Here is a 25,427-nt window from a genome sequence, read left to right as displayed (position 1 = left end):
TGTTAGCGTCGCCCCATGGTCAACAAGCCGGCCCCCGACGCCACCCGCCGCAGCGAGAAGTCCCGCAGAGCGATCTACGCCGCCGCCCTCGCCCTGGTCGGCGAGTTCGGGTACCCGAGGACCACCGTCGAGGGGATCGCCGCGCGGGCCGGGGTCGGCAAGCAGACGATCTACCGCTGGTGGTCCTCCAAGGCGGACGTCCTGCTGGAGGCGTTCCTCGACCTCTCCACGCAGGCGGCCCAGGACGCGGGACAGGTGCCGTACACCATCCCGGACACCGGCGACCTCGCCGCCGACCTCAAGGCGGTGCTGCGGATCACGGTGGACCAGTTGCTCGACCCGCGCTTCGCGGTACCGGCCCGCGCTCTGGCCGCCGAGGGCCTGGTCAACGAGCCGCTCGGCCGCCAGGTCGTCGCGGGACTCCTCGAACCCCAGCTCCAGCTGTACGTCGACCGGCTGCGCGCCGCGCAGGACGCCGGGGCGGTACGGGCCGACGTCGATCCACGGATCGCGCTGGAACTGTTCGTCTCGCCGCTCGCGCAACGCTGGCTGCAACGGACCGGGCCGATCTCCTACGACTACACGGACACGCTGGTCGACTACGCGGTGCATGGAATCGGGACCCCAGACACCCCCAAGCACACGAAGATGGGACGATAAGGCACACTGTCCGCACACCAGCGAGGCGACGACCAGACTGAGGGGATAGATGAGCGCGACGTTCGGCGGCCGGTCCGGCCGGCAGGGCAAACTCTCCCAGTGGCTGCGCGGACGCCGCCCGAAGGAGGCCGCCGACGACGGGGGCCGTGAGGCCCTGCTGCTGGCCGCCGCTGCCGCGGGCCTGCCGCTCGCCCCCGCCGCGCACCCCGCCCCCGGCTACCGCTGTTCCTGCGACCGCGTCGGCTGTCCCACCCCGGCCCGGCACCCGGTGTCGTTCGCCTGGCAGACGCAGTCCACCACCGATCGCGCGCAGATCGAGCGCTGGTCCCGGCACCAGCCGCAGGCCAACTTCATCACCGCGACCGGAATGGTCCACGACGTCCTCGACGTCCCTTTGGCAGCCGGGCGGGAGGCCCTGGAGCGGCTGCTCTCCTCCGGCGTCGAGGTGGGTCCCGTCGCCGAGAGCGACGACGGCCGCATGCTGTTCTTCACCCTCACCCGCGGCACCCCCGAGGACGAGGACGAGTGGTGGCCGTGCGAGCTGGACTGCCACCCGGAGACCATGGACGAGCACCCGGGGCTGCGCTGGCACTGCCGGGGGTCGTACGTCCTGGTGCCGCCCGCTCGGCTGCCCGGTGACGATCAGCAGGTGCGGTGGGCGCGCGGGCCGGAGCATGCGCTGCCCGATCCCCTGAGCCTGTTGGAAGCGCTCACCGATGCGTGTGCGCGGTTCGCTGCCACGGGCGCCGGCCATCAGGGTGCGGCCTGGCCACTGCGGCACTAGGCGCCGACCGGGGTGCCGGGCGGGGCGCTCTACTCGCCCTGCGCCGAGGTGAGACCCGGCACCCGCCCCAGCACCGACACCTTGCCGCTGCCCGCCGGGTCCAGGGCCACCTCCGCCGACATGAACTCCAGCGTCAGGGACTGATTCACCTCGCCCTTGGTCAGGGCCTGGACGTCCTTGCCCTGAGGGGGCACCGTCGTGCCGGTGGCCGCGGTCTGCTTCTCGTAGTGGTGGGTGGTGAAGAACACCAGCGCCCCGCCGTCCGCCGTGCGCAGCGCCACCGGTGCGTAGCCGCCGTTCGTCAGCGGCGCGTCGATGAACTGGGTGACCAGGCCCGGCTTGCGGGCCCGCTTGGCCCGGTCGGCACGCTCGACGCTGGTGTACCTGCCGGCGGCGAAGGCCTGGCCGCCCTTCTTCAGGTACGTCGTGTACTCCTGGCTCAGCTTGCCGGGCGCGACGGCGAGTTGAGCGGACCCGGCCGGCACCGCCTCGGCCCAGCCGTCCTGGTCCGTCTTGAACTGCGGTACGGCGGTGGGCGCCACGAGGGTGATGTACGCCACCCGCCAGCGCTGGCCCAGGTCGCCCCGGGTGAACACCATCAGCCAGCGCGCCGTGCCGGTCTTGTTGCCCTGGGCGTCGGCGACGAACCAGCGCGGCCAGCCCGTCTTCTTGGGGATCGTGATCTTCACGTCCGACAGCTTCAGTGGCACGTGATTCGGGTTGCCCGAGGGGCTGTTGGCGTGCCCGGCCTTCAGCCGCGCGGCGGTGATGTCGCCGAACGGGCCGGTGAGGTAGGGCGCGTCCAGGGAGTTGTCGTAGGCCTTGTCGGCGTTGTTGTACGCGGCCGTGAACGCGGTGAGCGCCTTGGCGGCCTCGGCGCGGGTGGCGGCGGGGAGCACCTCGCGCTCCCCGTGCACCACCACGCATCCGCTCGCCGTCAGCGACAAAGCGGTCAGCGAGGCCGCTATGAGTGCGTTCCGGTCACGCCTGCGGAGCCTGCGCGGGCTGCGATCCCTGCTCATCCGGTCCCTTCACCTTCCCCTTTCCGGAGGCGAACCCTACCGGGGCCAGGAAGATCGCGAGCGTCGGGATCAGGTACAGCAGCCACACCGTGACCTGGAGGACGGTCGGGTCGGGCTGGAAGTTGAACACGCCCTTCAGCAAGGTGCCGTACCAGCTGTCCGGCGGGATGGTGCCGCCGATGTCGAAGGCCAGGCTGGTCAGGCCGGGCAGCCAGTTCGCCTCCTGCAGGTCGTGGAAGCCGTAGGCGAGGACGCCCGCCGCGACCACGACCAGCATGCCGCCGGTCCAGGTGAAGAACTTCGCCAGGTTGATCCTCAGGGCGCCCCGGTAGAACAGCCAGCCGAGGAGTACGGCCGTGGCGAGGCCCAGCGCCACGCCGATCAGCGGGCGCGGGGTGCCGTCGGACGCCGCGTGCACCGAGGCCCATACGAACAGCGCGGTCTCCAGGCCCTCCCGGCCGACGGCCAGGAAGGCGGTGGCGACTACCGCGTGATGTACGAGGTCAGCGACCGGCAGATCCGCGTGTCCGTGATCCACCCCGGGCGCGTGCGCTGACAGCGCCGACGGTGGGAGGGTGGCCGGCATGGGGAGCGCGCGCAGGGAGCCGTTGGGGGCCGGTGGCCTGGTGCTGGATGTGCGGCAGCGTCCGGGACCGCCGCCGCTCCGCTTTGAAGCGGCCGACGGCGGCAGGATGCTGCTGCGGCAGGGCGGGCGCGTCGTACTGCTGGGCCGGGTCGAGGAGTGGAACCAGGGGGTGCATCTGCACCGGTACGAGAACTACCGCCCAGCCCTGCCGCCGATTCGCTCAGCGGCGATGCGAGGTTCCGTCAACTGGGTGCACATGTATGCGCGGTGGATGGAGGAGGCGGAGGAAGGCCCCCTGCACGACTCGCGCTGGCACCTGCGGGCGCGCGACGAGTTCCCGCCGTACGTCTGGCATGCGGAGGACTTCGTCCGGGACTGGCCCGCCTGCCATCTCGACTGGTCCGGCATGAGCTGGCACGGTGTCGTACCCCTGCGCCCGCTCTCGCCGCCGGACGCCGGGCGGGTGAAGGCCTACCGCAAGCACGCCCGTGACGGCACCCTGGCGCCGGTTCTGCTGTGGTGGGTCACCGCCCTCGACGGCTGGCTGCTCCTGGACGGGCACGACCGGGCCGTCGCGGCGCTCGCGGAGGGGCGGACGCCGCCCTGCGTGGTGCTGACCCGTCTGCCGGACGACGAGGACTGGCGTCGCACCGCCGAGGAAGTGGCCGACTGGCACGAGACGAGGCTGGCGCGGCTCGCCGCCCGCCCCGCCACCCCCGGCGTCGAGCGGCAGCGGGAGACCATGCTGCGGACGTACGCCGACACCCTGTCCTCGCTGCCCTACGAGCCGGCCCGCACCTACTCCTGGCCCCTGCCCGGCGGCGCCCCCGCCTGGGACGCGCTCGCGGTTGCCGCGATGTTTCAATTCCCCCGTGACTGACTACGACGTACTCCGCGTCTTCTGCGGACCGAACGGTGGCTACGGCAACGAGCTCGGCGTCGTCCGCGACGGCTCGGTGCTGCCCGAGCGGAGCGACCGGCAGGAGCTGGCGGCCAAACTCGGCTTCAGCGAGACCGTGTTCGTGGACGACCCCGAGCGCGGCGTGATCGACATCTACACGCCCACCCTGCGGCTGCCCTTCGCCGGTCACCCCTGCGTCGGCACCGCCTGGCTGCTCGACGTGCCCGAACTGGTCACGCCCGCCGGGATCGTCGGCGCCCGGCTGGACGGCGAGTTCAGCTGGATCGAGGCGCGCGCGGAGTGGGCGCCGCCGCGCACCCTGCGCCAGTACGGCAGCGCCGCCGAGGTCGACGCCCTTGACGTACCGCCGCCGGGGGAGTGGATCTACGCCTGGGCCTGGGAGGACGAGGCGGCCGGCCGGATCCGCGCCCGCGCCTTCCCCGGCCGGAACGACGGCATCGACGAGGACGAGGCCACCGGCGCCGCCGCCCTCCTCCTCACCGACCGGCTGGGCCGTGCCCTGAACATCACCCAGGGCAAGGGCTCCCAGATCCTGACCGCGCCCCAGCCGGAGGGGTGGGTGGAGGTCGGGGGCCGGGTGTTCCTGGAGCGTTAGCCGCCCCCGAACGCTAGGCGCTCAGCGGGAACTCGTCCCCGAGCGCCCGGAACACCGTCGTGTTCAGGGCGAAAGCCCGCTGGCACTCCCCGACCACCCGCTGCTTCTCCAACTCGTCCACGTCCACGGCGTCCAGCAGCTCACGGTAACTCCGCTTGAACGCGGCCGGGTTGGAGACGGCCTCGAAGACGTAGAAGCGGACGCCGTCGCCCTTCTTCGCGAAGCCCCAGGTCTTCTCCGCCCGGTCGCGGATGATCTGGCCGCCGGACAGGTCGCCCAGATACCGGGTGTAGTGGTGGGCGACATAGCCGCCGGGCCAGCGCTCGGCGCACTCGCGGACCCGGGCCGCGTACTCCCGCGTGGCGGGCAGGGCGCTCAGGGTCGCCCGCCACTCCGGCCCCCGCAGATGCGCCAGGTCCCGCTCCAGCGCCGCCAGCCGGAACAGCTCGGGCCGGACGAACGGCCCCGCCACCGGGTCCGCCGCCAGCCGTCCGGCGCCGCTCTCCAGCGCCTCGTACACGAACCACAGCTGCTCGGTGTAGCGCGCGTAGGCGCTCACGCCCAGCCGGCCGCCCAGCAGGTCGCTCATGAACGACGATGTCTCCGCCTCCACGTGCGCCTCATGGGACGCGGTGCGGATGAGGGTCGAGAAGGAGGAGTCCATCAGGCCGTCCCATCTTGCCGACATCCTGTCGGTAAAAGAGTACAAGAGAAAGCCCGCCCTCGCAGAGGGCGGGCCGTGCGGTCGTGGCAGAGGCGAGCGCGGCGCTACGGCAAGGTGAGAATGTCCGCGCCGGTCTCCGTCACCACCAGCGTGTGCTCGAACTGGGCCGTCCGCCTGCGGTCCTTCGTCACGACCGTCCAGCCGTCGTCCCACATGTCGTACTCATGGGTGCCCAGCGTCAGCATCGGCTCGATCGTGAACGTCATGCCCGGCTGCATCACCGTCGTCGCGTGCGGGCTGTCGTAGTGCGGGATGATCAGCCCGGAGTGGAAGGACGTGCTGATGCCGTGGCCGGTGAAGTCACGGACGACTCCGTAGCCGAAACGCTTGGCGTAGGACTCGATGACCCGGCCGATGACATTGATCTGCCGGCCCGGCCGGACCGCCTTGATCGCGCGGTTCAGGGACTCCCGGGTCCGCTCAACCAGCAGCCGTGACTCCTCGTCCACGTCCCCGACCAGGTAGGTGGCGTTGTTGTCGCCGTGCACCCCGCCGATGTACGCCGTCACGTCCAGGTTGACGATGTCCCCGTCCCTGAGGACCGTCGAGTCCGGGATGCCGTGGCAGATGACCTCGTTGACCGACGTGCACAGGGACTTCGGGAAGCCGCGGTAGCCGAGCGTGGACGGGTAGGCGCCGTGGTCGCACATGTACTCGTGGGCGACCTTGTCCAGCTGGTCCGTGGTGACCCCCGGCGCGATGATCTTCGCGGCCTCCTCCATCGCCTGCGCGGCGATACGGCCGGCGGTCCGCATCGCCTCGATGGTCTCCGGGCTCTGCACCTCCGGGCCGGTGTACGGCGCCGGCGCGGGCTTGCCGACGTACTCGGGGCGGCGGATGTTTCCGGGGACCGAGCGGGTGGGGGACAGCTCCCCCGGTACGAGCAGCGACTGGCCAGACATGCGGCGAGTCTATCGAGCGGAGTTGGGGGATCATGTCGTTGGCGAGAGGAGCTGTCCATGCCCCTGTTCAAGAAGCGCACCGTCGGCAAGCCGGGCGAGTGGTTCTACTGCCTGGAGCACAAGAAGGTCGAGGAGGGCCCGGAGTGCCCGGGCAAGGACCGGTTCGGGCCGTACGCCTCCCCGGAGGAGGCCCGGCACGCGATGGAGACCGCCGCCGAGCGCAACCTCCAGTGGGAGAACGACCCGCGCTGGCACGACGCGCCGGACGGCGGGAGCAGCGACGAGGAGTGATCACGCCTGAGTGGGTACGGCGGCGGCACGGCGCTCGCGCATCCGTACCGCGTGCTCGTTGGTGCGGGCGTCGTACGTCATGAGTCCCGGCAGGCACAGCGCGAGCAGTCCCATCACGCCCGCGCACGCCAGCCCGCCGGAGACGACGGAGGTCCGCACGCCCGCCCAGGCGGCCAGGCCGCCCGCCCGGACCTGGCCGAGCTGCGGGCCGACCGAGTAGGACAGCAGCTCGATCCCGGCGAGCCGGCCGCGCAGCTCGTCCGGGATCGTCTGGTTCCACATGGCCGACCGGAAGATCCCGCTGACCATGTCGAAGCCACCGCCGGCGGTCAGGAAGAGCAGGACCAGCCACACGTTCCCGCACAGGCCGGCCGCCGCGACCGCGAGACCCCAGCCGGCCGCCGACAGCACCACCATCAGACCGTGCCGGTGGATCCTCGACGCCCAGCCGCTGGTCAGACTCACCAGCATCGCGCCGGCCGGCACGGCGGCATACATCAGGCCGAGCGCCCAGTCGGCGTGCAGCTCGTCGGCGAGGAACGGCAGCACCGCGAGCGGCATGGCCAGGAACATCGCCGCGAGGTCGACGACGTAGGTGCCGAGGAGCTCCTTGCGGCTCCAGGCGTACCGGGCGCCTTCCAGGATCGCCTGCAGAGAGGGCTTCGAGGCCTCGTGGGAGGCGGGGGAGGGGGCGATCCGGACGATGTACGCCAGCGAGACGACGAAGGTCAGCAGGTCGGCGCCGTACGCCCAGCCGAGGCCCGCGTAGGCGACGACCACGCCCGCGACGGCCGGTCCCGCGACTCCGCCGACGGTCCAGCGCAGGGAGTTCAGCGAGGCCGCGGCGGGCATGTCGGCGTGGGCGACGATCCGGGGCCACAGGGAGTCGAGGGCCGGGCGCTGGACGGAGACCAGGGCGGAGGAGAGGGCGGCGACGGCGTACAGCGGCCAGACCGCCGGGTGCGGGAGCAGCGCGTCGACCAGCAGGGCTGCGCTGAGCAGGCCCTGCCCGGCCTCCGTCCACACGATGAGCTTCCGCTTGTCGAGCGCGTCGGCGAGGGCACCGCCGTAGAGTCCGCAGATGATGAGCGGCAGCAGCTCTACGGCCCCGATCGCGCCCACCGCTGCGGTCGACTCCGTCAGGTCCTTCAGCTGGACCGGCAGCGCGACGAAGGTCAGGAAGCTGCCGAAGTTGCTGATCAGGCCCGACTTCCAGAGGCGGCGGAAGTCCGCGGAGGCCTTCCAGGGGGAGAGGTCGGGGAGGAGGGCGCGGGTCACTGAGGCATGTTCTGCGGGCCGGGATCACCGGGCAACTGTTTTTCCCCGACGGCACGGCCGGCCGAGCAAGGTCACCAGGGGGCAGGTGGCGGGGCCGTCAGGATCTCCGCCAGCCTCGACAGACGGTCCCGGAAGCTCCGCCGAACCCTCGGAGAGGCCCCGCCCCCGTTCTCGCCGGCCGCCGCGCTGACCAGGTGCTGGACGGTGTCCAGGTCCAGCTCCGCCCCCTCCGGTACGGCCAGGGAGTCATGGGCCAGCGCCGCGAGGTCGCCGGCGCAAGGCCCGAGGGCCAGCACGGTCACCCCGGCCCGGCGGGCGTCGTGCACCCGCTCAAGGAGCGGCGCGGGCTCCGAGGGAGCCACGACCAGCAGGGTCTCACCCCGTCGCGCCGCTTCGATCCGGCCGGGCCCCACGGCCAGATGGGCCGGGTCGCAGGGGCGCGCGTGATGTCGTACCAGGGTCGGCGCCAGCTCGGGCGTCCCCGACCACGCGGCCTCGTCCACCAGATGCGCCGCCAGATGCCACGGCTCGTACTCCGGCGTGCCCACCAGCAGCAGCCCGCCCCCGTGCGCCACCACCGACCCGCGCAGCACCCCCGCGAATCTCCGGGTGGCCATCAGCCACTCGGTCCCGGCGAGCACTTCCCGCAGCAGCGCGACCCGTACGGCGTCCATGCGCCCGCATCCTGCCGCAACCGGTCACTCTTGACGCGGAGTTCACCCCGAACTCGCCCAACTATCCAGGCGCCGGGTTCACTCCTTGGGGTGGTGGGTTTGGAACGTGTGGTGGGACGTCGCACGGATGTGTACGTTCGGTAATCGTGAAGCTGGTGGTGCAGGTCAAGCTCGTACCGGATGCCGGGACACCTTCCGCTGTCGTCGGTGCGGCCTCGCTGGGCCGGCCGATGTCGTCGCCGGGGTCAGGGGCAGTCGGGGGCATAAACGGAGCTCTGCCGGACCAAGCCAACACGCTCGGCCCCTGACGGCCGAGTAGTTGACCGCCTACGAGACCATCACCTTCCGCCGGGTGCCCGTGGGCGCCTCACTTGAGCGTGCCGCAAGCGCCACGGACGTAGGCTCGCCCCATGACCTCTACCGACAGTGCACAGACCCCGGCCAAGGCCCCCGCCAAGGACCCCTGGGACCTGCCCGACGTCTCCGGCCAGGTCGTCGGCGTGCTCGGCGGCACCGGGCCGCAGGGCAAGGGCCTCGCCTACCGGCTCGCCCGGGCCGGCCAGAAGGTGATCATCGGCTCCCGGTCCGCCGACCGCGCCCAGGCCGCCGCCCAGGAGTGCGGCCACGGCGTAGAGGGCGCCGACAACGCCGAGGCCGCGCGCCGCAGCGACATCGTGATCGTCGCCGTACCGTGGGACGGCCACGGCGACACGCTGAAGGCACTGCGCGACGAACTGGCCGGCAAGCTCGTCGTGGACTGCGTCAACCCGCTCGGCTTCGACAAGAAGGGCGCCTACGCGCTCAGGCCCGAGGAGGGCAGCGCCGCCGAGCAGGCCGCCGCCCTGCTGCCGGATTCCCGGGTCGCCGCCGCCTTCCACCACCTGTCCGCCGTGCTGCTCCAGGACCCGGAGATCGAGCAGATCGACACCGATGTGATGGTGCTGGGCGAGGAGCGGGCCGACGTCGAGATCGTGCAGGCCCTCGCCGGGCGCATCCCCGGCATGCGCGGCGTCTTCGCCGGGCGGCTGCGCAACGCCCACCAGGTCGAGTCGCTGGTCGCGAACCTGATCTCCGTCAACCGCCGCTACAAGGCACACGCCGGGCTCCGCGTCACCGACGTCTGAGCGGATGGGGGACACTGTTCGTCGTAGCAGTGTCCCCCGCAAGGAGCCGACCCCCATGCCCCGCATCGCCCTCTGCACCCTCGTCGTCTGCGTGCTCGCGGTGGCCGCCGCCGTCGTCTCGTTCGTCCAGGGCAGCTGGCTGGGGATCGTCTGGGTGCTGCTGGCGGGCCTGACGTCCAATATGACCTGGTACTACGTCAAGCGCGACCGGGCCGGCGCCGCGCAGGGCAAGTCCGTCACGGGCTGACCTGGCAGATCTCGGGCGTGCCCTGCCAGAAGCGGTACAGCTCCTGGCCGCAGTAGCGCGGGAAGTCGCCCACGCCCAGATGACGCAGGATGGCGTCGATCAGGTCGAAGAACACCGTGTTGACCGACGGCACCCACAGCAGCGCGAACACGAACAGCAGGCCGAACTGCGCGAACGGCTCCACCTGCCGCTTCACCCTGTACGACAGCCAGGGCTCGATGACGCCGTAGCCGTCCAGGCCCGGCACCGGCAGGAAGTTCAGGATCGCCGCCGTCACCTGGAGCAGGGCCAGGAACGCCAGCGCGTACTGGAAGCCGGCGGGCACGCCGTCCAGCGCGTGCAGCCAGAAGGGTGCCGTGCACACCGCCGCGAACAGCGCGTTCGTCAGCGGGCCCGCCGCCGAGATCAGGCTGTGCCGCCAGCGGCCCCGGATCCGGCCGCGCTCGATGAACACCGCGCCGCCGGGCAGACCGATACCGCCCATGATCACGAAGAGCACCGGGAGCACGATGCTCAGCAGCGCGTGCGTGTACTTCAGCGGGTTCAGGGTCAGATAGCCCTTCGCGCCGATCGTGATGTCGCCGCTGTGCAGGGCCGTGCGAGCGTGCGCGTACTCGTGCAGGCACAGGGAGACGATCCAGGCGGCCGTCACGAACAGGAACACCGCGATGCCCGGCTGTGCCGCATACCCCGTCCAGGTGGCCCAGCCCGTCACCGCCGTCACGGCCAGGATCCCGACGAACACGGGACTGACCCGGCGGTCGCCGCGGCGAGTGGTGGCGGTGGTCATCGGCGGGCTCCTGTGCGGTGGGGACGGTGCGGAGTGCGACCGTACCGGCCGCGCCCACGCGGGGGAAACGTCTCGCACTCGCCGTCCGGTTCCTGGACCCTGGGGGGATGCCACGGATGAGGGTGTTCTACGAGGACTGGCAGATGGAGTGCTGCGGCGCCCCGTTCGCGGTGGGCGACGAGGTGTCCTGGAAGCTGGTCGCCTACGACGCCGAAGCCGTCCGGGAGGGCCGTGGGTACGGCGCCGAGGCGTGGGTGGAGAACCACGGCGGTCCTGACCGGCCGACCACCGGCAGGGTCCACGCCGTCGACCTGGTCCGCGAGGAGTACCGCTTCCGCCTGCCCGATCCGGAGCCCGAACCCGTGGAGCCGCCGCGGGGAGTCGTGCTCCGGAGCACGGGACGCGGCCTCGAACCGGTGCCCGGCACTCTCACGCTGGAGTCCTCCGACAGCTGTCCGAGGTGGTTCGAGGAGGTGGACCGCGGCACGGTGGACGGCCTCGGGAGGGTGCGCCGCACCCGGGGCGCTCTCGTCACCCTGGACGTCCCCGACGGCACGCCGCCGCAACCCGGTGACCATCGGTGACCGCACCGGCGAGAATGGACCCCGTGCGCTTTTCGCTGCTCGGCACCACCCAGGTACTCCGCCCCGACGGCACGGCCGTCCCGGTCGGCGGGGCGCGGCTGCGTGCCCTGCTGGGCGTGCTCGCGCTCCGGCCGGGGCGAACCGTGCCCGTGGGCGTGCTGGTCGACGAGGTCTGGGGCGCGGACCCGCCCGCCGACGCCGCCGGGGCGCTCCAGGCGCTGGTCGGCCGGCTGCGCCGTACCCTCGGCGCGGACGCCGTCGCCTCCGCCGAGGGCGGCTACCGCCTCACCGCCGCGCCCGACGACGTCGACCTCACCCGCTTCGAGCGGCTGACCGGCGACGGCCTTCGGGCCCTCGCCGACGGCGACCCGGCCAAGGCCGCCACCGTCCTGGACGACGCGCTCGGCCTGTGGCGCGGCCCCGCGCTCGCCGACCTGCCCGACCACCACGCCGAGGCGGCCCGCTGGGAGACCCGCCGGCTGGACGCGCTGCGCGCCCGGCACACCGCCGCCCTCGCCCTCGGCCACGCCGAGCAGGTGCTGCCCGAGCTGACCGCCCTGTGCGACGACCATCCGCTGGACGAGCCGCTCCAGGCGCTGCGGCTGCGGGCCCTGCGCGATGCCGGCCGCCCGGCCCAGGCGCTCGCCGCCTACGAGGACGTACGACGGCTGCTCGCGGACCGGCTCGGCTCCGGCCCAGGCCCCGAACTGCGCGCCCTGCACGCCGAGCTGCTGGCCGCCGAGGAACCCCCGGCGCCGCGGCCCGGGCCGGCGGCCGTGGGCAATCTGCCCGCCCGGCTCACCTCCTTCGTCGGCCGGGAGACCGACATCGAGGCCATCGGCGCCGATCTGGCCGCCGCCCGCCTGGTCACCCTGCTCGGTCCGGGCGGCGCAGGGAAGACCCGGCTGTCCCAGGAGGCCGCCGAGGCGGTACGGCACACCGTCCGGGACGGGGTGTGGCTGGCCGAACTCGCTCCCGTGGACGACCCCGAGGCCGTACCGCAGGCCGTGCTCACCGCCATCGGTGCCCGTGACACCGTGCTGCACGGCGCCGGCGCCGAGAGCATCCGCGCGGTCACCGACCGGCACGACGACCCCCTCGAACGGATCGTGGAGCACTGCGCCCGGCGCCGGATGCTGATCGTCCTGGACAACTGCGAGCATGTGATCGAGGCCGCCGCCCACCTCACCGAGCGGCTGCTGGCCCGCTGCCCCGAGCTGACCGTCCTCGCCACCAGCCGAGAACCCCTCGGCGTGCCGGGGGAGCTGGTGCGCCCGGTGGAGCCGCTGCCGGAGCCGGTCGCGCTGCGGCTGCTCGCCGACCGGGGCGCGGCGGCCCGGCCCGGATTCCGCGTCGAGGACGACCCCGGGGCCTGTGCGGAGATCTGCCGGCGGCTCGACGGACTCCCGCTCGCGATCGAGCTGGCGGCGGCCCGGCTGCGGATGCTGAGCCCACGCCAGATAGCGGACCGCCTCGACGACCGGTTCCGGCTGCTCACCTCCGGCAGCCGCACCGTCCTGCCCCGCCAGCAGACCCTGCGGGCCGTCGTGGACTGGTCCTGGGAGCTGCTGGACGCGGACGAGCGGGACGTCCTCGCCCGGCTGTCGGTCTTCGCGGGCGGCTGCGACCTGGCCGCCGCCGAGGCCGTGTGCGGGCCCGTCGCGCTGGACGCGCTCGGCTCCCTGGTCGACAAGTCCCTGGTGGTGGCCGCCCCTTCGGCCGACGCCGGGATGCGCTACCGGCTCCTGGAGACCGTCGCCGAGTACGCCGGCGAACGGCTCGACGAGACCGGGCGCCGCAGCGAGGCCGAGCGCGCCCATCTGACGTACTACCGCGAACTCGCCCGCACCACCGACCTGTTGCTGCGCGGCCCCGAACAGCGCACCGCCATCGACCGGTTCCAGCTGGAGTACGAGAACCTGCGCACCGCGCTGCGGCACGCCGTCGCCGCGGGGGACGAGCAGGAGGCGCTGTGCCTGGTGCTGTCCCTGGTGGTCTTCTGGCAGATGCGGGACCAGCGCATCGAGACCCGCGCCTGGTGCGAGGAGGTCATGGCGCTCGGCCCCGAGCCCTTCGCCGCACCCGTACGGCCGGCCCTGCCGCTGTGGCAGCGCTGCACCGACGCCCCGCCCCCGTACACCGGCGAGGTCCTCGCCGAGGCCCGGCGCGGTGTCCACCTCGCCCACCTCGCCTGCATGGACCACGACCTGGAGTCGTGGCAGACGCCCGAGGCACAGGCCAAGCTGCGCGCCATCGCGGAGGCCTACGAGCCCGGCCTGCCGCAGACCTGCCGGGTGCCCGGCCTGCTCTGGTTCTTCGCCGTCATGCTGACCGGCGGCGCCGAGCAGATGTGGGCCGCCATCGACGCCTGCGTCCAGACCTGCCGCGACACCCCCGGGTTCGAGTGGGACCTGGCCAATACCCTGCAGCTGCGCGCCAACCTCCTCGCCAACCGGGCCGAATGGGCCGGCAACGCCACCCGCGACGCCGAGGAATCGCTGGAGATCTTCCGCCGCCTCGGGGACATCTGGGGCCTCGCCGAGGCGTTGTCCGCCCGCGGCGAGGCCCACGAACGCCAGGGCGCCTACCGTGAGGCCGCCGCGGACTACCGGGCGGCCATCGGACACGCCGAACGCCTGGGCGCCCGCGGCCAGGTGGCCATTCTGCACGCCCGCCTCGGCAGCGTCCTCATGGAGACGGGTGACCTCGAGCGGGGCGAGCAACTGCTCCGGGACGTCGTCGCGAGCCAGGAGGGCTCCCACAACGAGGCGATGCCCGCCGCCCGGCTGTTCCTCGCCTGCTGGCTCGGCCTGACGGGCCGTACCGCCGAGGCCCGGGAGCAACTGCGGCTGCTGCGCGAGGAATTCAAGATCGCGCACTTCGTCGTCTTCGACTCCATGATCCTCTGCCAGGAGGCCTGGCTGGACGCTCTCGACGGCCAAGCCGAGGCCGCTCTGGACCGGTCCCGGCGGGCCATGCGCCTCGCCCGCGACCCGCTGACCCAGACCATCGCCCCGCACCTGCACTCCGTGTGCCTCACCGCCGCGGCGATGGCCCTCGCGGCCCTGGACGGCGGCAACCGCGCCGCCGACGCCGCCCGCTGCCTGGGCGCCGCCCACGCCCTGCTGCCGGCCGGCCACATCCTCTCCGGCGTCGAGCTGCGGTGCCGCGACCTGACCGAGGCCCGGATCCGTCAGATCCTGGACGAACCCGACTACCGGGCCGCGTACGCCGAGGGCGGTGGCCTCTCCCTCGCGGAGGCCACCGCCCTGGTCTGACGCACGGCGCGGGCCGGCTCAGGTCTTGGTGCGGAACTTGTGGATCGCGACCGGTCCCATGACCGCCGTGATCGCCACCGACCAGGCCACGGTCACCCACAGGTCGTGTGCCACCGGGCCGCCGATCATCAGACCGCGGGCCGCGTCCGCGAGCGTGGACAGCGGGTTGTAGTCGGTGAAGTGCTGCAGCCAGCCCGGCATCGACTTCGTCGGCGCGAAGATCGACGAGCCGAACTGCAGCGGGAACAGCACCAGGAAGCCCATCGCCTGCACGGACTGCGCGTTCTTCAGGATCACGCCGAGGGTGAGGAACACCCACATGATCGAGGAGGCGAACAGCGCGGACAGTCCGACGGCCGCGAACAGGCCGGCCCAGTGGTGGATGTGGAAGCCGACCAGCACGGCGACGACCATCAGCACGGCCGTGGCGAACAGCATCCGGATCAGCTCGACGGCGATCTTCGCGAACAGCACGGACCCGCGCCCGATCGGCAGTGACCGGAAGCGGTCCATGACACCGCTGTTGAAGTCCTGGCTGAACCCGGTGCCCACGCCCTGGGACAGCGTCATGCTCATCATGGCGATCATGCCCGGGATGACGTACTGCACGTACTGGCCCTGGCCGCCGCCGAGCGCCTGCCCGATGGACCCGCCGAAGACGTACACGAACAGCAGGGTGAAGACGACCGGCATCAGCAGCGCGTCGAACATCGACTCCGGGTCCTGGCGGATCCAGAGCAGATTGCGGCGAATGAGGGCGCCGGTGTGCCGCAGATGCCCGCGCAGCGGGATCCGGACGTCGGCGGTGGCGGTGATCGTAGGGGCGGCGGCGCTCATACGGCGACCTCCTCGCGGGAGTCGGCGGGCGTGGTGTCCTGGTGGGCACTGGCACGGTGGCCGGTGAGGGACAGGAACACCTCGTCCAGGCTGGGCAGTTCGGTGGTGATGGCGGAGATCGTGATGCCGCGCGCGGTGACGGCACCGACCACGGCGGTCAGCTGCTCGTCGCTGAGGATCGGCACCAGCAGGGTCCCGGCCTCGGTGTCCACGGTGGTGGTCGCGAGCCCGGTGATGCCCAGTTCGTCCAGCATGGCGGCGAGCGGGCGCAGTTGCTGCGGGTCGACGGGCCGGACGCGGAGGGTACGGCCGCCGACGCGGGCCTTCAGCTCCTCGATACCGCCCGTGGCGATGACCTTGCCGCGGTCGACCACGGTCAGCTCGGAGGCGAGCTGCTCGGCCTCCTCCATGTACTGGGTGGTCAGCAGCACGGTGACGCCGTCGCCGACCATCGCCTTCACCTCGTCCCACACCTCGTTGCGGGTGCGGGGGTCGAGTCCGGTGGTCGGCTCGTCGAGGTAGAGGACGGCCGGGCGCCCGATCATCGAGGCGGCGAGATCGAGTCGCCGCCGCATACCGCCGGAGTACGTGCTCGCCGGCCGCCTGGCCGCCTCCGTGAGGGAGAACCGCTCCAGCAGCTCGTCGGCACGGGCGCGGGCGTCCTTGCGGGACAGGTCCAGCAGCCGGCCGATCATGTACAGGTTCTCCCAGCCGGGGAGCTTCTCGTCGACGGAGGCGTACTGGCCGGTGAGCCCTATGACCCGGCGCAACTGGCGGGGCTGCCGTACGACGTCGTAGCCGGCCACGGTGGCCTGGCCGGCGTCCGGGGTGATCAGGGTGGACAGGATCCGTACGAGGGTGGTCTTGCCGGCGCCGTTCGGACCGAGCACGCCCATCACGGTGCCCTCGCGCACGTCCAGATCGACACCGTCCAGCGCCTTGGTCTCGCCGTAGTGCTTGACCAGTCCCCGTACCGTCACTGCGTGGCTCGCGCCGACGGGGTTTTCATGGATTCGCGTCATGCGGAAGACGGTGCCAGGGGCCACCGACAAACCACCGACAGGCCGCCGACAGCCACCGACAACTCACCGACGACCACCGCAACCATCAATTGAGGAACCACGACGGCGAGCAACCACCTCCCCGAGAGCGGCGCCGGTTCAGGCGCAAAAAGGGCAGCCCCGCTGACGGGGGAAGATCAGCGGGGCTGCCGGGGTGTTGCCGCGATGGCTCAGTGGACGGAGTGTTCCTCCAGCGGGAACGCCCCGGAGACGACCTCCTCGGCGAACGTCTTCACCGCGTCGCCCATGACCTCACGCAGGTCGGCGTACTTCTTGACGAACTTCGGCACCCGGCCGGAGGTCAGGCCCAGCATGTCCGTCCAGACCAGGACCTGCGCGTCCGTCTCGGGCCCGGCGCCGATCCCGACCGTCGGGATGTGCAGCACGCGCGTCACCTCGGCCGCCAGCTCCGCCGGGACCAGTTCCAGGACGACGGCGAAGGCGCCGGCGTCCTGCACCGCCTTCGCGTCGCGCAGCAGCTGCTGTGCCGCCTCCTCGCCCCGCCCCTGCACGCGGTAGCCCATCGCGTTGACGGACTGCGGGGTCAGCCCGATGTGCGCCATGACCGGGATGCCGGACTCGACCAGCAGCCGGATCTGCTCGTGCGACCGCTCGCCGCCCTCCAGCTTGACCGCGCCGACCCCGGCCTCCTTCACCAGCCGGGTCGCCGAGCGCAGCGCCTGCACCGGGCCCTCCTGGTAGGAGCCGAAGGGGAGGTCGCCCACGATCAGGGCGCGCTGCGTGCCGCGTACCACGGCCGCCGACAGCATGGTCATCTCGTCGAGGGTGACGGGCACGGTCGTCTCGTACCCGAGGTGGCAGTTGCCCGCCGAGTCGCCGACCAGGAGCACCGGGATCCCGGCCTCGTCGAAGACGGACGCGGTCATCGCGTCGTAGGCGGTGAGCATGGGCCACTTCTCGCCCCGCTCCTTGGCGAGGGCGATGTCGCGGACGGTGATGCGGCGAGTGCCCTTCCCCCCGTACAGCGTCTTGCTGCCGTCGGAGGGCTTGTTCTGGGCAGCCGAAAGCTGCGTCATGGCAACGGCTCCTTCAGTCATCTCGAGGCGCCCTGACGGCGTCCCCGGATCGCCTCCATGGTGGCACCTCGTGCCAGTCAGGGCCAGGGGGACCGCCTGTGATCCACAACCGTGGCTGAGACCGAGCTGTGTAAGGCCTTGGTAAAGAACTAAGATACGAGACCGTTCCGTATCGAAATGGTCGTAGGCTCGATCACATGACAAGTCCCGTCCCTGCCTCCCGGATACCGGAAGCGGTGCACCGGCGCCGCTGGGCGATCCTCGGCGTGCTGATGCTGAGCCTGCTGATCGTGGTGCTCGACAACTCGATCCTGAACGTCGCCATCAAGACCATCTCCAGTCCCGCGCCGACCGGCCTCGGCGCCTCCCAGGGGCAGATCGAGTGGGCGATCAACGCCTACACCCTCGTCTTCGCCGGCCTGCTGTTCACCGCGGGCCTCATCGGCGACCGCCTCGGCCGCAAGAAGGTGCTGCTCGGCGGCATCGCCGTGTTCGGCATCGGCTCCGCCCTGGCCGCCGAGTCCGGCTCGCCGGGCCAGCTGATCGCCTTCCGCGCCCTGATGGCCCTCGGCGCCGCCTTCGTCATGCCCGCCACCCTCGCCGTCCTGATGAACGTCTTCGAGCGCGAGGAGCAGCCCAGGGCCATCGGCATCTGGGCCGGCGGCGTCGGCCTCGCCATCGCCATCGGGCCGATCACCGGCGGCGCGCTCCTCGACCACTTCTGGTGGGGCTCGGTCTTCTTCGTCAACGTGCCGATCGTGATCGTCGCGCTGATCCTGATGACCTGGCTGGTGCCCGACTCCCGCGACCCCAAGCCCGGCCGCCTCGACCCCGTCGGCGTCGTCCTGTCCGTCGTCGGCCTGGTCCTGCTGGTCTACGGCATCATCAAGGGCGGCGAACTCGCCGACTTCACCGACGCCAAGGTGCTGGCGACCATCGTCGCCGGTCTCGCCGTCCTCACCGGGTTCGTCATCTTCGAGAAGCGCAGCGACCACCCGTCGCTCGACGTCACCTACTTCAAGAACAAGGCCTTCTCGGCCGCCATGAGCGCCATCGCGCTGGTCTTCTTCGCGCTGATGGGCGTCACGTTCTTCGGTGTCTTCTACACCCAGAGCGTGCGCGGCTACTCGCCGCTGGAGTCCGGTGTGCTGATGCTGCCGCTCGCCTGCTCCCAGCTGATCTTCGCGCCGCGCGCGCGGCTGCTGGTCGACCGGTTCGGCAACAAGGCCACCACCACCGCCGGCCTGGTGCTGATCGCCGCCACGCTGGCCGCGTTCGCCACGTTCCAGGCCGACACCCCGATCTGGATCCTGGAGGTCGTCTTCTTCCTCATGGGCACCGGCATGGCGCACATCATGACGCCGACCTCGGTCGTCATCATGCAGGCGCTGCCGCGCGAGAAGGCGGGCTCCGCCTCCGCGCTCAGCAACACCTTCCGCCAGGTCGGCGGCGCACTCGGCATCGCCGTACTCGGCTCGGTGCTCGCCACGTCCTACCGGAACGGCATCGAGGGCAAGCTCGGCATGCTGCCGCCCGCCCTGCGCGACAAGGCGGCCGAGTCCATCGAGGCCACCCTCGGCATCGCCGGCAAGCTCGGCCCGCGGGGCAAGGCTCTGGTCACCCCGGCCGACGACGCGTTCCTGCACGCCATGCACGTCACCGCCCTGTGCGGAGTGGGTGTCGCGCTGATCGGCGCCGTGGTGACGGCCCTGTTCCTGCCCGGCAAGCCGCCCGCCGCTCAAGCGGACGAACGCGAGGCGGAGTTGGTCGCGGCCGCGGACTGACGTGGACCGACCGGCCACGGTTCGGACCGGGATTCCACGGGGGAGGGAGGTGGCTGCGGGACAATTCCCTCAGCAGACTGAGAGGACGGACGACGTGAGCCTTGCCGAGAGCCGGCCGCGACCGGACGGGCCCGTGCGGGGACGCCCCCGCAGCGAGGCCCTGGAACGGACCATTCTGGAAAGCGTGATGAAGCTCCTGGAGGACGGCGTACCGCTCGCCGAACTCTCCATGGAACGCGTCGCGCGCACGGCAGGGGTCGGCAAGGCCACCATCTACCGCCGCTGGAGCGGCAAGGAGGAACTGTTCGTCGACGTCGTACGGGCCGCCGAACCCCCCGACCCCGAACTCCCCGGCATCTCCCTGCGGGACGACCTCGTCGTGCTGCTGGAGTCCATGCGCCAGCGCGGACTCGTGCACCGCTCCTCGGCGCTCCTGCACAACGTCTACGCGCAGATGAAGCACAGCCCGAAGGTCTGGTCGGCGTACCAGGCCAGTGTCATCGCGCCGCGCCGCGAACTCGGGATGGAGGTGCTGCGCCGGGGCCGGGAGAACGGCGAACTGCGGCCGGACGTCGACCTGGACCTGGCCAACGACCTGTTCGTCGGCCCCATGCTCGTACGCACCGTCCTGCGCCCCGAGGGCGACCTGCCCGAGGGCCTGGCGGAACACATCGTCGACACGGTCCTGGAAGGCCTACGGCCCGTCAGCTCGACAGCCTCGTAGCACTTATGTGCGCGTTTCGTCACAAACCCCTGGTGCCCCGGGGGTAACGGAACTCTCTGTCCCGCTTCCTTCGTCCTCGTCTTCCGTACGGCCGTCATGGGACGGCGGGAGCGGAGCCGATCATCCCCTAGGGTCGGAAGAACACGGGGGGAACGACGGTGTGCACGGCAGGCAGTGAGGCAGACGGTATGGCGCAGCAGGCGTACATGACGGAGACGGACAACGGCGGCTCGGGGCCCGAGCGGCCCGGATCCCGGCTTCGGCGCCTGCTGCACCGCCTGCTCGCCGGCTGGCGCGGCGACCCACTCATCTGGCGCCGGGGCATCGTCCTCGCGGTCCTCGCCCTCCTGCTCGCCCTGGTGATGCTGCTGCACTCGCGCATCCCGAACCGGGTGGGCAACCTCGGCAGCCTCACCGAGACGTTTCTGCCGTGGCTGGGCCTCGCCATCCCGGTGCTGCTGCTCCTCGGGCTGCTGCGGAGGTCGGCGACCGCGCTGATCGCCGTACTCCTTCCGGCGATCGTGTGGCTGAACCTCTTCGGCGGGCTGCTCACCGACAAGACCGGTTCGGGCGGCGACCTGATGGTGGCGACCCACAACGTCAACGCCGAGAACCCCGACCCCGCCGGGACCGCCCGCGAGGTGGCCGCCTCCGGCGCCGACGTCCTCGCCCTGGAGGAGGTCCCGGGGACGGCCGTGTCCACCTACGAGAAGGCGCTCGCGCCGACCTTCAAGTACCACGGGGTCGAGGGCACGGTCGGCCTGTGGAGCAAGTACCCGATGAGCGATGTGCGGGCGGTGGACATCAAGCTCGGCTGGAAGCGCGCGATGCGGGCCACCGTCGCCACCCCGCAGGGCCCCGTCGCCGTGTACGTCGCCCACATGCCCTCGGTGCGGGTGAAGGTGAAGGCCGGGTTCACCGCCCGGGAGCGCGACAAGAGCGCCGACGCGCTCGGCGAGGCCATCGCCGACGAGCCGCTGAAGCGGGTGGTGCTGCTCGGTGACCTGAACGGCACGATGAACGACCGTTCGCTCAACGCCGTCACCTCCCAGATGCGCTCCACGCAGGGCGCGGCGGGCAGCGGCTTCGGGTTCAGCTGGCCGGCGGCGTTCCCGATGGCGCGGATCGACCAGATCATGGTCAAGGGTGTCGAACCGGAGAGCTCCTGGACCCTGCCGCGCACCGGCAGCGACCATCTGCCGGTGGCTGCGCGTGTGAAGCTGGACACGTCGTCGTAACCCGCTGGAATACTGGGCCTGAGAGGCTTTGTTCCGTAGCTGAACATATGCTGTGACGGAACTCCGCTCTCGTTGACTCTCACGTCGAGTCGACTCTCACGTTGAAAGGCACAGGCCCTTCATGCCCCTGGCCCTGCTCGCTCTGGCCGTCGGCGCTTTCGGCATAGGTACGACCGAGTTCGTGATGATGGGCCTGCTGCCCGACGTCGCGGACGACCTGCACATCTCGATCCCCACCGCCGGGCACCTGGTGTCGGCGTACGCGCTGGGCGTGGTGATCGGCGCCCCGCTGCTGGCCGCGCTCACGGCCCGCATGTCCCGCCGCACGGTGCTGATCGCCCTGATGGCGCTGTTCGTCGCGGGCAACGCGCTCTCGGCGTTCGCCCCCGGCAACGACTCGCTGCTGGCTGCCCGCTTCCTCAGCGGCCTGCCGCACGGTGCCTTCTTCGGCGTAGGAGCGGTCGTCGCCACGACCATGGTCCCGCCGGAGCGCAAGGCCCGCTCGGTCTCCCTGATGTTCCTCGGCCTGACCGTCGCCAACATCGCGGGCGTGCCGGTGGCCACGCTGATGGGCCAGCACCTGGGCTGGCGGGCCACCTTCCTGGGCGTGAGCGCGATCGGCCTGGCGGCGATCGCGTCGCTGGCGCTGCTGATCCCGCACGACCGGGGGCAGGCCGCCTCGTCGACGGGCCTGCGCGGCGAGTTGGCCGCGCTCAGGTCCGTGCCGGTCTGGCTGGCACTGGGTACGACGGTGGCGGGCTTCGGCGCGCTCTTCGCGGCGTACAGCTACGTGACCCCGATGCTGACGGAGTCGGCCGGGTTCGCGGAGGGCAGCGTGACGCTGCTCCTGGCCCTGTTCGGGGTGGGCGCCACGGCGGGCAACCTGCTGGGCGGCCGCCTGGCGGACCACTCGCTGCGGGGGACGCTGTTCGGCGGGCTGGCGTCACTGGGTGTCGTGCTGCTGCTGTTCCCGGTGCTGATGCGGGCGGAGTGGAGCGCGGCGCTGGCGGTGACGCTGCTGGGTATGGCGGCGTTCATCACGGGTTCGCCGCTGCAGCTGATGGTGATGGAGAAGGCTGCGGCGGCCCCGTCCCTGGCATCCTCCGCCAACCAGGCGGCCTTCAACCTGGCCAACGCCGGCGGCGCCTGGACCGGCGGCCTGGCGCTCGCGGCGGGCTTCGGTACGACGTCCCCGGCGCTGGCCGGCGCGATGCTGGCGGTGCTGGGGCTGGGCGTGGCGAGCGTGGCGTACGCGGTGGACCGCCGCCGGGGGACTCCGTCGGTGGGGCGGGAGAGGGTGGTTGCCGCCCACTTGCCGGAGGAGTCGGGGGTGTTGCACCACTGACCTCGTTTGCCCACCCGCCCACCCGACGCGGTCGGCCGGGAGGCGAGCGACGGGTCGGCTGCCGCCGGGCCAGGCTTGCCAGTTGCCGTTGGGCCGCTCGCTTCTCGGCGATTGTCGGGCTTCCGTGAGGTGAGTCAAGGGCGCATTCGCGTCGCCTTCGGCGATGGCCCTCCGGGCCACCCTTGACACACCTCACTCCAGCCCGGGAAAGAAGCGAGCGAGCGGCCCCGAAAGAGCGGTGGCCCCGACCGGCACCGGCCCCGAGGGCGCTGACCGGACCCCGTCGGCGGGGGCCGCGGTCGCGCCTCGCATGCACGCCGGGCCGGTTCAGCGGCTTGCGGGTTCGTGGGTGGGGTGCGCGGTCGCGCCTCGCATGCACGCCGGGTGGGCTTGGCGGCGACCGCCGGGTGGGATCGGTGGCGATCGGCGGCTCTCCCGAGTTGCGACGGAGGCCCAATCGGCGTGGCCCCGGCGGTGATTGGAAGATTTGAGCCAAGGGGCGCTCCGAAGTCCCAGGTCAGGCGGTCGAGAGGCGGTAAGGAGTGGACCAGATCTGCCAATCACTGCCTGCGCGTGACCCATGGGACGGATGTGACTCCCCACCGCCGCCACCCCCACCCCCAACCACAAGTCGCTGAGTCCATCCGGCTGCCGCCGTCGGCCGGGGGCGCGCCGCCTATTGGCCGTAAGTCGCTGAGCCTGCCCGGCGTGCCGCCACCTCCGAGGGCGCCCCACCCACCGGCCGTTTGCCGCTATGCCGCCCCGGCGTGCCGCCGCCCCCCGAGGGCGCCCCACCCACCGGCCGCAAGCCGCCTAGCCGACCCGGCGTGCAGGCGAGGCGCGAGCGCGACCCCGTAACCCAGGGCGCGTGCTCAGCTGACCCAAGGGGCCGGTACCGGTAAGGCGGCCACTTTCCCGGGCTGCTCGCTCGCTTCTTCCCCGTGCTGGAGTGAGGTGTGTCAAGGGTGGCCCGGAGGGCCATCGGCGAAGCCGACGCATAGCGCCCTTGACGCACCTCGCGGAAGCACGACACTGGCCAAGAAGCGGGCGGCCCCACGGCAACTTCATAGCTCGCACCAGACCGTCTTCCTGTCCGCCCACTGCTCCACGCCCCACCGCTCGGCGAGCGCCGCGAGCAGTGCCAAGCCGCGCCCCGACTCCTCCGCCTCCGTGGCGGACAGCAGAACAGGCAGGGCACCCGGCGCGGGGTCGGTCACCTCGATGCGGGTACGGCCGTGATCCGCCGCCGTACCGATGACGCGTACGGTCACCGGTGTGCCCTCGCCCAGGTGGTCGATGACGTTCGTCAGCAACTCCGTCGCGCACAGCCGGATGTCGTACCTGTGCTCACGGAGCCGGTGCCGCAGCTCCGGCGCGGCCTTCGGCGTGGCGAGCAGGCGGAGTTCGAGCACCGTCCTCACCGGCCCGCCGTCTTCCTGAGCGCGGCGGCCAGTGCCCGCGCCGTGGCCGTGTTGCAGTTCCCGAGCGTGACGAGTCCGGCGGGCCGGGCGTACGTGCCCGCGAAACTCGGCAGATCCACGCGGAGCGACGGGAGCGTGATGCCGTGCAGGGTGAGGGCCGAGCGGAGTTCCTCCACGCAGAGGGTGACGTCGTAGGCGGTGGGGGAGCGGTGGTCGGGCATGGACTCCTGCGCCCTTCTGTGCGGTGTGTGACGGACTCCTCACAGACTGTCCCTCTGCTGGCTACCGTAAAAGTGGTTTCGCGTTCGCGACCGGCGCAGCGAAAGGTGAGCGATGGCACGGCGCAAGGACATCGACGGCTCGATGAGCGTCCCGACCTTCTACGGCGCGGAGTTGCGCTGGAAGAGGGAGGCGGCGGGGCTGTCGCTGGAGGCGTTCCTCGAAGGCAGCTTCTACGGCAAGACCTACCTCAGCGACATCGAGCGCGGCGAGCGGAGGATGCCGTTGGATTTGGCCCGGCATGCGGATCGGGTCCTGAAGACCGACGGGTTCTTCGAGCGGCATTGCGAGGATGTGCGGAAGGCGCGGCGAGGGCCCCATGCCGCGTACTTCGAGAAGGTCCTGGAGGCCGAGAAGTACGCGGAATCCATTGAGGAATGGTGCCCCATCACCTTTCCTGGGCTGCTCCAGACGGCGCCGTATGCACGAGCGCTGGTCCGGTCGGCCCACCCGGCGACCTCCGACGAGTGGGTCGAGGAGAAGGTGACCGCCCGGCTCGCTCGTGCCCGCCTCTTCGAGGAGGACCACTCCACCCCGGAGTACTGGGCGATCCTGCACGAGTCGCTGATCAGGGACCCGGTCCTTCCATCGCTGGAGACGGCCGAGCAGTTGGACCGGGTCGTGGAATTGGCCGAGCGGCGCCGGATCACACCGCAAATCGTCCTGCGGACGTGCGGTGCGTATCCCCTGATGGCCGCCTCCATCAAGGTCATGACCTTTCCGGACGCGCCGCCGCTGCTCTACGTCGAGGCGTCGTACAGCGGGGACACCATCGACGATCCGGCCCTCGTGAAGCAGTACCGCAAGGCATACGATCGGCTCAGGGCCGTCGCGCTGTCACCAGACACGTCCCTCGCCATGATCAAGGCAGCGGCAGAGGATTACCGAAATGGCAAGCAACCGGATCGACTTGAGTGACGCTCTCTGGTTCAAGAGCAGCTACAGCAATGGTGACGGCGGAGATTGCGTCGAGATCGCGAGCGACTTCCCCGGTGCCGCCCTCTGGCGAAAGTCGAGCCACAGCAACAGTGACGGCGGCAACTGTGTCGAAGTAGCCGACAACATTCCTGCCCTAGTCCCCGTCCGCGACTCCAAGACCCCCAGCGGCCCGGTCCTCTTCCTTCCCCCCACCGCCTGGGCCCCCTTCATCACCGCACTGAAGTCGAAGTCCGCGTAAAGCAACGCACAGCAAAGGGGGCGTGAGGTCCTCAGGACCCCACGCCCCCCGCCCCTCAGCGGA

General features: G+C 71.5%; 26 protein-coding genes and 1 pseudogene. 15 read left to right on the top strand and 12 right to left on the bottom strand.

Annotated elements, in window-relative coordinates; genetic code table 11:
- The first annotated feature begins 15 nt into the window (after positions 1 to 15).
- A complete protein-coding gene (locus ACZ5NH_RS09000; RefSeq protein WP_468773734.1) occupies positions 16 to 660 on the top strand; it encodes a TetR/AcrR family transcriptional regulator in 645 nt (214 codons plus the stop codon).
- 49 nt (positions 661 to 709) lie between these two features.
- Positions 710 to 1,444: a bifunctional DNA primase/polymerase gene (locus tag ACZ5NH_RS08995; RefSeq protein ID WP_468773732.1), complete on the top strand. Its 735-nt coding sequence runs from the start codon at positions 710 to 712 to the stop codon at positions 1,442 to 1,444.
- 29 nt (positions 1,445 to 1,473) lie between these two features.
- Here the strand turns inward: ACZ5NH_RS08995 and ACZ5NH_RS08990 are convergent, their stop codons facing one another.
- Together ACZ5NH_RS08990 and ACZ5NH_RS08985 are read right to left on the bottom strand one after the other, a co-directional pair.
- Positions 1,474 to 2,466: an SCO2278 family lipoprotein gene (locus tag ACZ5NH_RS08990; RefSeq protein WP_468773730.1), complete on the bottom strand. Its 993-nt coding sequence runs from the start codon at positions 2,464 to 2,466 to the stop codon at positions 1,474 to 1,476.
- Positions 2,426 to 2,956 (bottom strand): annotated as a pseudogene (locus ACZ5NH_RS08985) (FTR1 family iron permease); the annotation flags it as partial. The gene ACZ5NH_RS08990 and the pseudogene ACZ5NH_RS08985, both read right to left, overlap by 41 nt.
- 94 nt (positions 2,957 to 3,050) lie before the next feature.
- Between ACZ5NH_RS08985 and ACZ5NH_RS08980 the strand changes: the two are divergent.
- Together ACZ5NH_RS08980 and ACZ5NH_RS08975 are read left to right on the top strand one after the other, a co-directional pair.
- Positions 3,051 to 3,932 carry a hypothetical protein gene (locus tag ACZ5NH_RS08980; RefSeq protein WP_468773728.1) on the top strand — a complete coding sequence of 294 codons (882 nt, stop codon included), beginning with the start codon at positions 3,051 to 3,053 and terminating at the stop codon, positions 3,930 to 3,932.
- Positions 3,925 to 4,569 carry a PhzF family phenazine biosynthesis protein gene (locus ACZ5NH_RS08975; protein WP_388621752.1) on the top strand — a complete coding sequence of 215 codons (645 nt, stop codon included), beginning with the start codon at positions 3,925 to 3,927 and terminating at the stop codon, positions 4,567 to 4,569. The genes ACZ5NH_RS08980 and ACZ5NH_RS08975 overlap by 8 nt, the downstream gene beginning before the upstream one ends.
- 13 nt (positions 4,570 to 4,582) lie before the next feature.
- Here the strand turns inward: ACZ5NH_RS08975 and ACZ5NH_RS08970 are convergent, their stop codons facing one another.
- On the bottom strand, positions 4,583 to 5,233 hold the full coding sequence (locus ACZ5NH_RS08970; protein WP_468773727.1) for a biliverdin-producing heme oxygenase: 651 nt from the start codon (positions 5,231 to 5,233) through the stop codon (positions 4,583 to 4,585).
- 104 nt (positions 5,234 to 5,337) lie between these two features.
- Positions 5,338 to 6,195, bottom strand: coding sequence for a type I methionyl aminopeptidase (gene map / locus ACZ5NH_RS08965; protein WP_388621748.1), 858 nt, complete (start codon positions 6,193 to 6,195; stop codon positions 5,338 to 5,340).
- Between the two features lie 57 nt (positions 6,196 to 6,252).
- Between map and ACZ5NH_RS08960 the strand changes: the two genes are divergently transcribed.
- A complete protein-coding gene (locus ACZ5NH_RS08960; RefSeq protein ID WP_468773725.1) occupies positions 6,253 to 6,486 on the top strand; it encodes a hypothetical protein in 234 nt (77 codons plus the stop codon).
- Here the strand turns inward: ACZ5NH_RS08960 and ACZ5NH_RS08955 are convergent, their stop codons facing one another.
- Entirely contained in the window at positions 6,487 to 7,764 is a 1,278-nt protein-coding gene (locus tag ACZ5NH_RS08955) for an MFS transporter (RefSeq protein WP_468773723.1), read from the bottom strand.
- A 71-nt stretch (positions 7,765 to 7,835) separates the two neighbouring features.
- Positions 7,836 to 8,438, bottom strand: coding sequence for a hypothetical protein (locus ACZ5NH_RS08950; protein WP_468773721.1), 603 nt, complete (start codon positions 8,436 to 8,438; stop codon positions 7,836 to 7,838).
- 410 nt (positions 8,439 to 8,848) lie between these two features.
- On the opposite strand from ACZ5NH_RS08950, the gene npdG reads away from it, so the two are divergent.
- On the top strand, positions 8,849 to 9,562 hold the full coding sequence (gene npdG / locus ACZ5NH_RS08945) for an NADPH-dependent F420 reductase (RefSeq protein ID WP_388621740.1): 714 nt from the start codon (positions 8,849 to 8,851) through the stop codon (positions 9,560 to 9,562).
- Positions 9,563 to 9,566: 4 nt separating this feature from the next.
- Positions 9,567 to 9,809 (top strand): hypothetical protein, encoded by a 243-nt coding sequence (locus tag ACZ5NH_RS08940; protein WP_468773719.1) that lies wholly within the window; start codon positions 9,567 to 9,569, stop codon positions 9,807 to 9,809.
- Here ACZ5NH_RS08940 and ACZ5NH_RS08935 read toward each other — a convergent pair.
- Positions 9,799 to 10,599: a site-2 protease family protein gene (locus ACZ5NH_RS08935; RefSeq protein WP_388621736.1), complete on the bottom strand. Its 801-nt coding sequence runs from the start codon at positions 10,597 to 10,599 to the stop codon at positions 9,799 to 9,801. The two genes, ACZ5NH_RS08940 and ACZ5NH_RS08935, sit on opposite strands and share 11 nt — an antisense overlap.
- A 107-nt stretch (positions 10,600 to 10,706) precedes the next feature.
- Here ACZ5NH_RS08935 and ACZ5NH_RS08930 point away from each other — a divergent pair, with 107 nt between their 5' ends.
- Together ACZ5NH_RS08930 and ACZ5NH_RS08925 are read left to right on the top strand one after the other, a co-directional pair.
- Positions 10,707 to 11,183 carry a DUF6578 domain-containing protein gene (locus ACZ5NH_RS08930; RefSeq protein WP_468773717.1) on the top strand — a complete coding sequence of 159 codons (477 nt, stop codon included), beginning with the start codon at positions 10,707 to 10,709 and terminating at the stop codon, positions 11,181 to 11,183.
- Between the two features lie 14 nt (positions 11,184 to 11,197).
- On the top strand, positions 11,198 to 14,461 hold the full coding sequence (locus ACZ5NH_RS08925; protein ID WP_468773714.1) for a BTAD domain-containing putative transcriptional regulator: 3,264 nt from the start codon (positions 11,198 to 11,200) through the stop codon (positions 14,459 to 14,461).
- 18 nt (positions 14,462 to 14,479) lie between these two features.
- Here ACZ5NH_RS08925 and ACZ5NH_RS08920 read toward each other — a convergent pair whose 3' ends face one another.
- From ACZ5NH_RS08920 to panB, 3 genes are all read right to left on the bottom strand, one after another.
- On the bottom strand, positions 14,480 to 15,298 hold the full coding sequence (locus tag ACZ5NH_RS08920; protein ID WP_468773713.1) for an ABC transporter permease: 819 nt from the start codon (positions 15,296 to 15,298) through the stop codon (positions 14,480 to 14,482).
- Positions 15,295 to 16,320 (bottom strand): ATP-binding cassette domain-containing protein, encoded by a 1,026-nt coding sequence (locus ACZ5NH_RS08915; protein WP_451553345.1) that lies wholly within the window; start codon positions 16,318 to 16,320, stop codon positions 15,295 to 15,297. Before ACZ5NH_RS08915 ends, ACZ5NH_RS08920 begins: the two co-directional genes overlap by 4 nt.
- A 209-nt stretch (positions 16,321 to 16,529) precedes the next feature.
- Positions 16,530 to 17,396: a 3-methyl-2-oxobutanoate hydroxymethyltransferase gene (panB, locus tag ACZ5NH_RS08910; protein ID WP_450980846.1), complete on the bottom strand. Its 867-nt coding sequence runs from the start codon at positions 17,394 to 17,396 to the stop codon at positions 16,530 to 16,532.
- 197 nt (positions 17,397 to 17,593) lie between these two features.
- Between panB and ACZ5NH_RS08905 the strand changes: the two genes are divergently transcribed.
- From ACZ5NH_RS08905 to ACZ5NH_RS08890, 4 genes are all read left to right on the top strand, one after another.
- On the top strand, positions 17,594 to 19,180 hold the full coding sequence (locus ACZ5NH_RS08905) for an MFS transporter (RefSeq protein WP_468773710.1): 1,587 nt from the start codon (positions 17,594 to 17,596) through the stop codon (positions 19,178 to 19,180).
- A 94-nt stretch (positions 19,181 to 19,274) separates the two neighbouring features.
- Positions 19,275 to 19,904, top strand: a complete 630-nt coding sequence (locus ACZ5NH_RS08900) for a TetR/AcrR family transcriptional regulator (protein ID WP_388621724.1) — start codon at positions 19,275 to 19,277, stop codon at positions 19,902 to 19,904.
- A 188-nt stretch (positions 19,905 to 20,092) separates the two neighbouring features.
- Positions 20,093 to 21,142, top strand: coding sequence for an endonuclease/exonuclease/phosphatase family protein (locus ACZ5NH_RS08895; RefSeq protein ID WP_468773708.1), 1,050 nt, complete (start codon positions 20,093 to 20,095; stop codon positions 21,140 to 21,142).
- A 121-nt stretch (positions 21,143 to 21,263) separates the two neighbouring features.
- Positions 21,264 to 22,487: an MFS transporter gene (locus ACZ5NH_RS08890; protein ID WP_468773706.1), complete on the top strand. Its 1,224-nt coding sequence runs from the start codon at positions 21,264 to 21,266 to the stop codon at positions 22,485 to 22,487.
- 1,064 nt (positions 22,488 to 23,551) lie between these two features.
- Here ACZ5NH_RS08890 and ACZ5NH_RS08885 read toward each other — a convergent pair.
- Together ACZ5NH_RS08885 and ACZ5NH_RS08880 are read right to left on the bottom strand one after the other, a co-directional pair.
- Complete coding sequence (locus ACZ5NH_RS08885) at positions 23,552 to 23,908, bottom strand: ATP-binding protein (RefSeq protein ID WP_468773704.1); 357 nt, start codon at positions 23,906 to 23,908, stop codon at positions 23,552 to 23,554.
- Positions 23,905 to 24,129: a hypothetical protein gene (locus ACZ5NH_RS08880; RefSeq protein ID WP_468773703.1), complete on the bottom strand. Its 225-nt coding sequence runs from the start codon at positions 24,127 to 24,129 to the stop codon at positions 23,905 to 23,907. The genes ACZ5NH_RS08885 and ACZ5NH_RS08880 overlap by 4 nt, the downstream gene beginning before the upstream one ends.
- A 112-nt stretch (positions 24,130 to 24,241) precedes the next feature.
- Between ACZ5NH_RS08880 and ACZ5NH_RS08875 the strand changes: the two genes are divergently transcribed.
- Both ACZ5NH_RS08875 and ACZ5NH_RS08870 read left to right on the top strand, forming a co-directional pair.
- Entirely contained in the window at positions 24,242 to 25,105 is an 864-nt protein-coding gene (locus tag ACZ5NH_RS08875; protein WP_468773701.1) for a helix-turn-helix domain-containing protein, read from the top strand.
- A complete protein-coding gene (locus tag ACZ5NH_RS08870; protein WP_468773700.1) occupies positions 25,077 to 25,364 on the top strand; it encodes a DUF397 domain-containing protein in 288 nt (95 codons plus the stop codon). The genes ACZ5NH_RS08875 and ACZ5NH_RS08870 overlap by 29 nt, the downstream gene beginning before the upstream one ends.
- Positions 25,365 to 25,427: the final 63 nt, after the last annotated feature.

The organism is Streptomyces sp. NPDC031426 (assembly GCF_055581585.1).
This window is presented reverse-complemented; position numbering and strand designations above follow the sequence as displayed.

Coding starts and splice junctions, on each gene's coding strand:
- ACZ5NH_RS09000 (WP_468773734.1), top strand. CDS start 16: ATGGTCAACAAGCCGGCCCCCGACGCCACCCGCCGCAGCGAGAAGTCC.
- ACZ5NH_RS08995 (WP_468773732.1), top strand. CDS start 710: ATGAGCGCGACGTTCGGCGGCCGGTCCGGCCGGCAGGGCAAACTCTCC.
- ACZ5NH_RS08990 (WP_468773730.1), bottom strand. CDS start 2,466: ATGAGCAGGGATCGCAGCCCGCGCAGGCTCCGCAGGCGTGACCGGAAC.
- ACZ5NH_RS08980 (WP_468773728.1), top strand. CDS start 3,051: ATGGGGAGCGCGCGCAGGGAGCCGTTGGGGGCCGGTGGCCTGGTGCTG.
- ACZ5NH_RS08970 (WP_468773727.1), bottom strand. CDS start 5,233: ATGGACTCCTCCTTCTCGACCCTCATCCGCACCGCGTCCCATGAGGCG.
- map (WP_388621748.1), bottom strand. CDS start 6,195: ATGTCTGGCCAGTCGCTGCTCGTACCGGGGGAGCTGTCCCCCACCCGC.
- ACZ5NH_RS08960 (WP_468773725.1), top strand. CDS start 6,253: ATGCCCCTGTTCAAGAAGCGCACCGTCGGCAAGCCGGGCGAGTGGTTC.
- ACZ5NH_RS08950 (WP_468773721.1), bottom strand. CDS start 8,438: ATGGACGCCGTACGGGTCGCGCTGCTGCGGGAAGTGCTCGCCGGGACC.
- npdG (WP_388621740.1), top strand. CDS start 8,849: ATGACCTCTACCGACAGTGCACAGACCCCGGCCAAGGCCCCCGCCAAG.
- ACZ5NH_RS08940 (WP_468773719.1), top strand. CDS start 9,567: ATGGGGGACACTGTTCGTCGTAGCAGTGTCCCCCGCAAGGAGCCGACC.
- ACZ5NH_RS08935 (WP_388621736.1), bottom strand. CDS start 10,599: ATGACCACCGCCACCACTCGCCGCGGCGACCGCCGGGTCAGTCCCGTG.
- ACZ5NH_RS08930 (WP_468773717.1), top strand. CDS start 10,707: ATGCCACGGATGAGGGTGTTCTACGAGGACTGGCAGATGGAGTGCTGC.
- ACZ5NH_RS08925 (WP_468773714.1), top strand. CDS start 11,198: ATGGACCCCGTGCGCTTTTCGCTGCTCGGCACCACCCAGGTACTCCGC.
- ACZ5NH_RS08920 (WP_468773713.1), bottom strand. CDS start 15,298: ATGAGCGCCGCCGCCCCTACGATCACCGCCACCGCCGACGTCCGGATC.
- ACZ5NH_RS08915 (WP_451553345.1), bottom strand. CDS start 16,320: ATGACGCGAATCCATGAAAACCCCGTCGGCGCGAGCCACGCAGTGACG.
- panB (WP_450980846.1), bottom strand. CDS start 17,396: ATGACGCAGCTTTCGGCTGCCCAGAACAAGCCCTCCGACGGCAGCAAG.
- ACZ5NH_RS08905 (WP_468773710.1), top strand. CDS start 17,594: ATGACAAGTCCCGTCCCTGCCTCCCGGATACCGGAAGCGGTGCACCGG.
- ACZ5NH_RS08895 (WP_468773708.1), top strand. CDS start 20,093: ATGGCGCAGCAGGCGTACATGACGGAGACGGACAACGGCGGCTCGGGG.
- ACZ5NH_RS08890 (WP_468773706.1), top strand. CDS start 21,264: ATGCCCCTGGCCCTGCTCGCTCTGGCCGTCGGCGCTTTCGGCATAGGT.
- ACZ5NH_RS08880 (WP_468773703.1), bottom strand. CDS start 24,129: ATGCCCGACCACCGCTCCCCCACCGCCTACGACGTCACCCTCTGCGTG.
- ACZ5NH_RS08875 (WP_468773701.1), top strand. CDS start 24,242: ATGGCACGGCGCAAGGACATCGACGGCTCGATGAGCGTCCCGACCTTC.
- ACZ5NH_RS08870 (WP_468773700.1), top strand. CDS start 25,077: ATGGCAAGCAACCGGATCGACTTGAGTGACGCTCTCTGGTTCAAGAGC.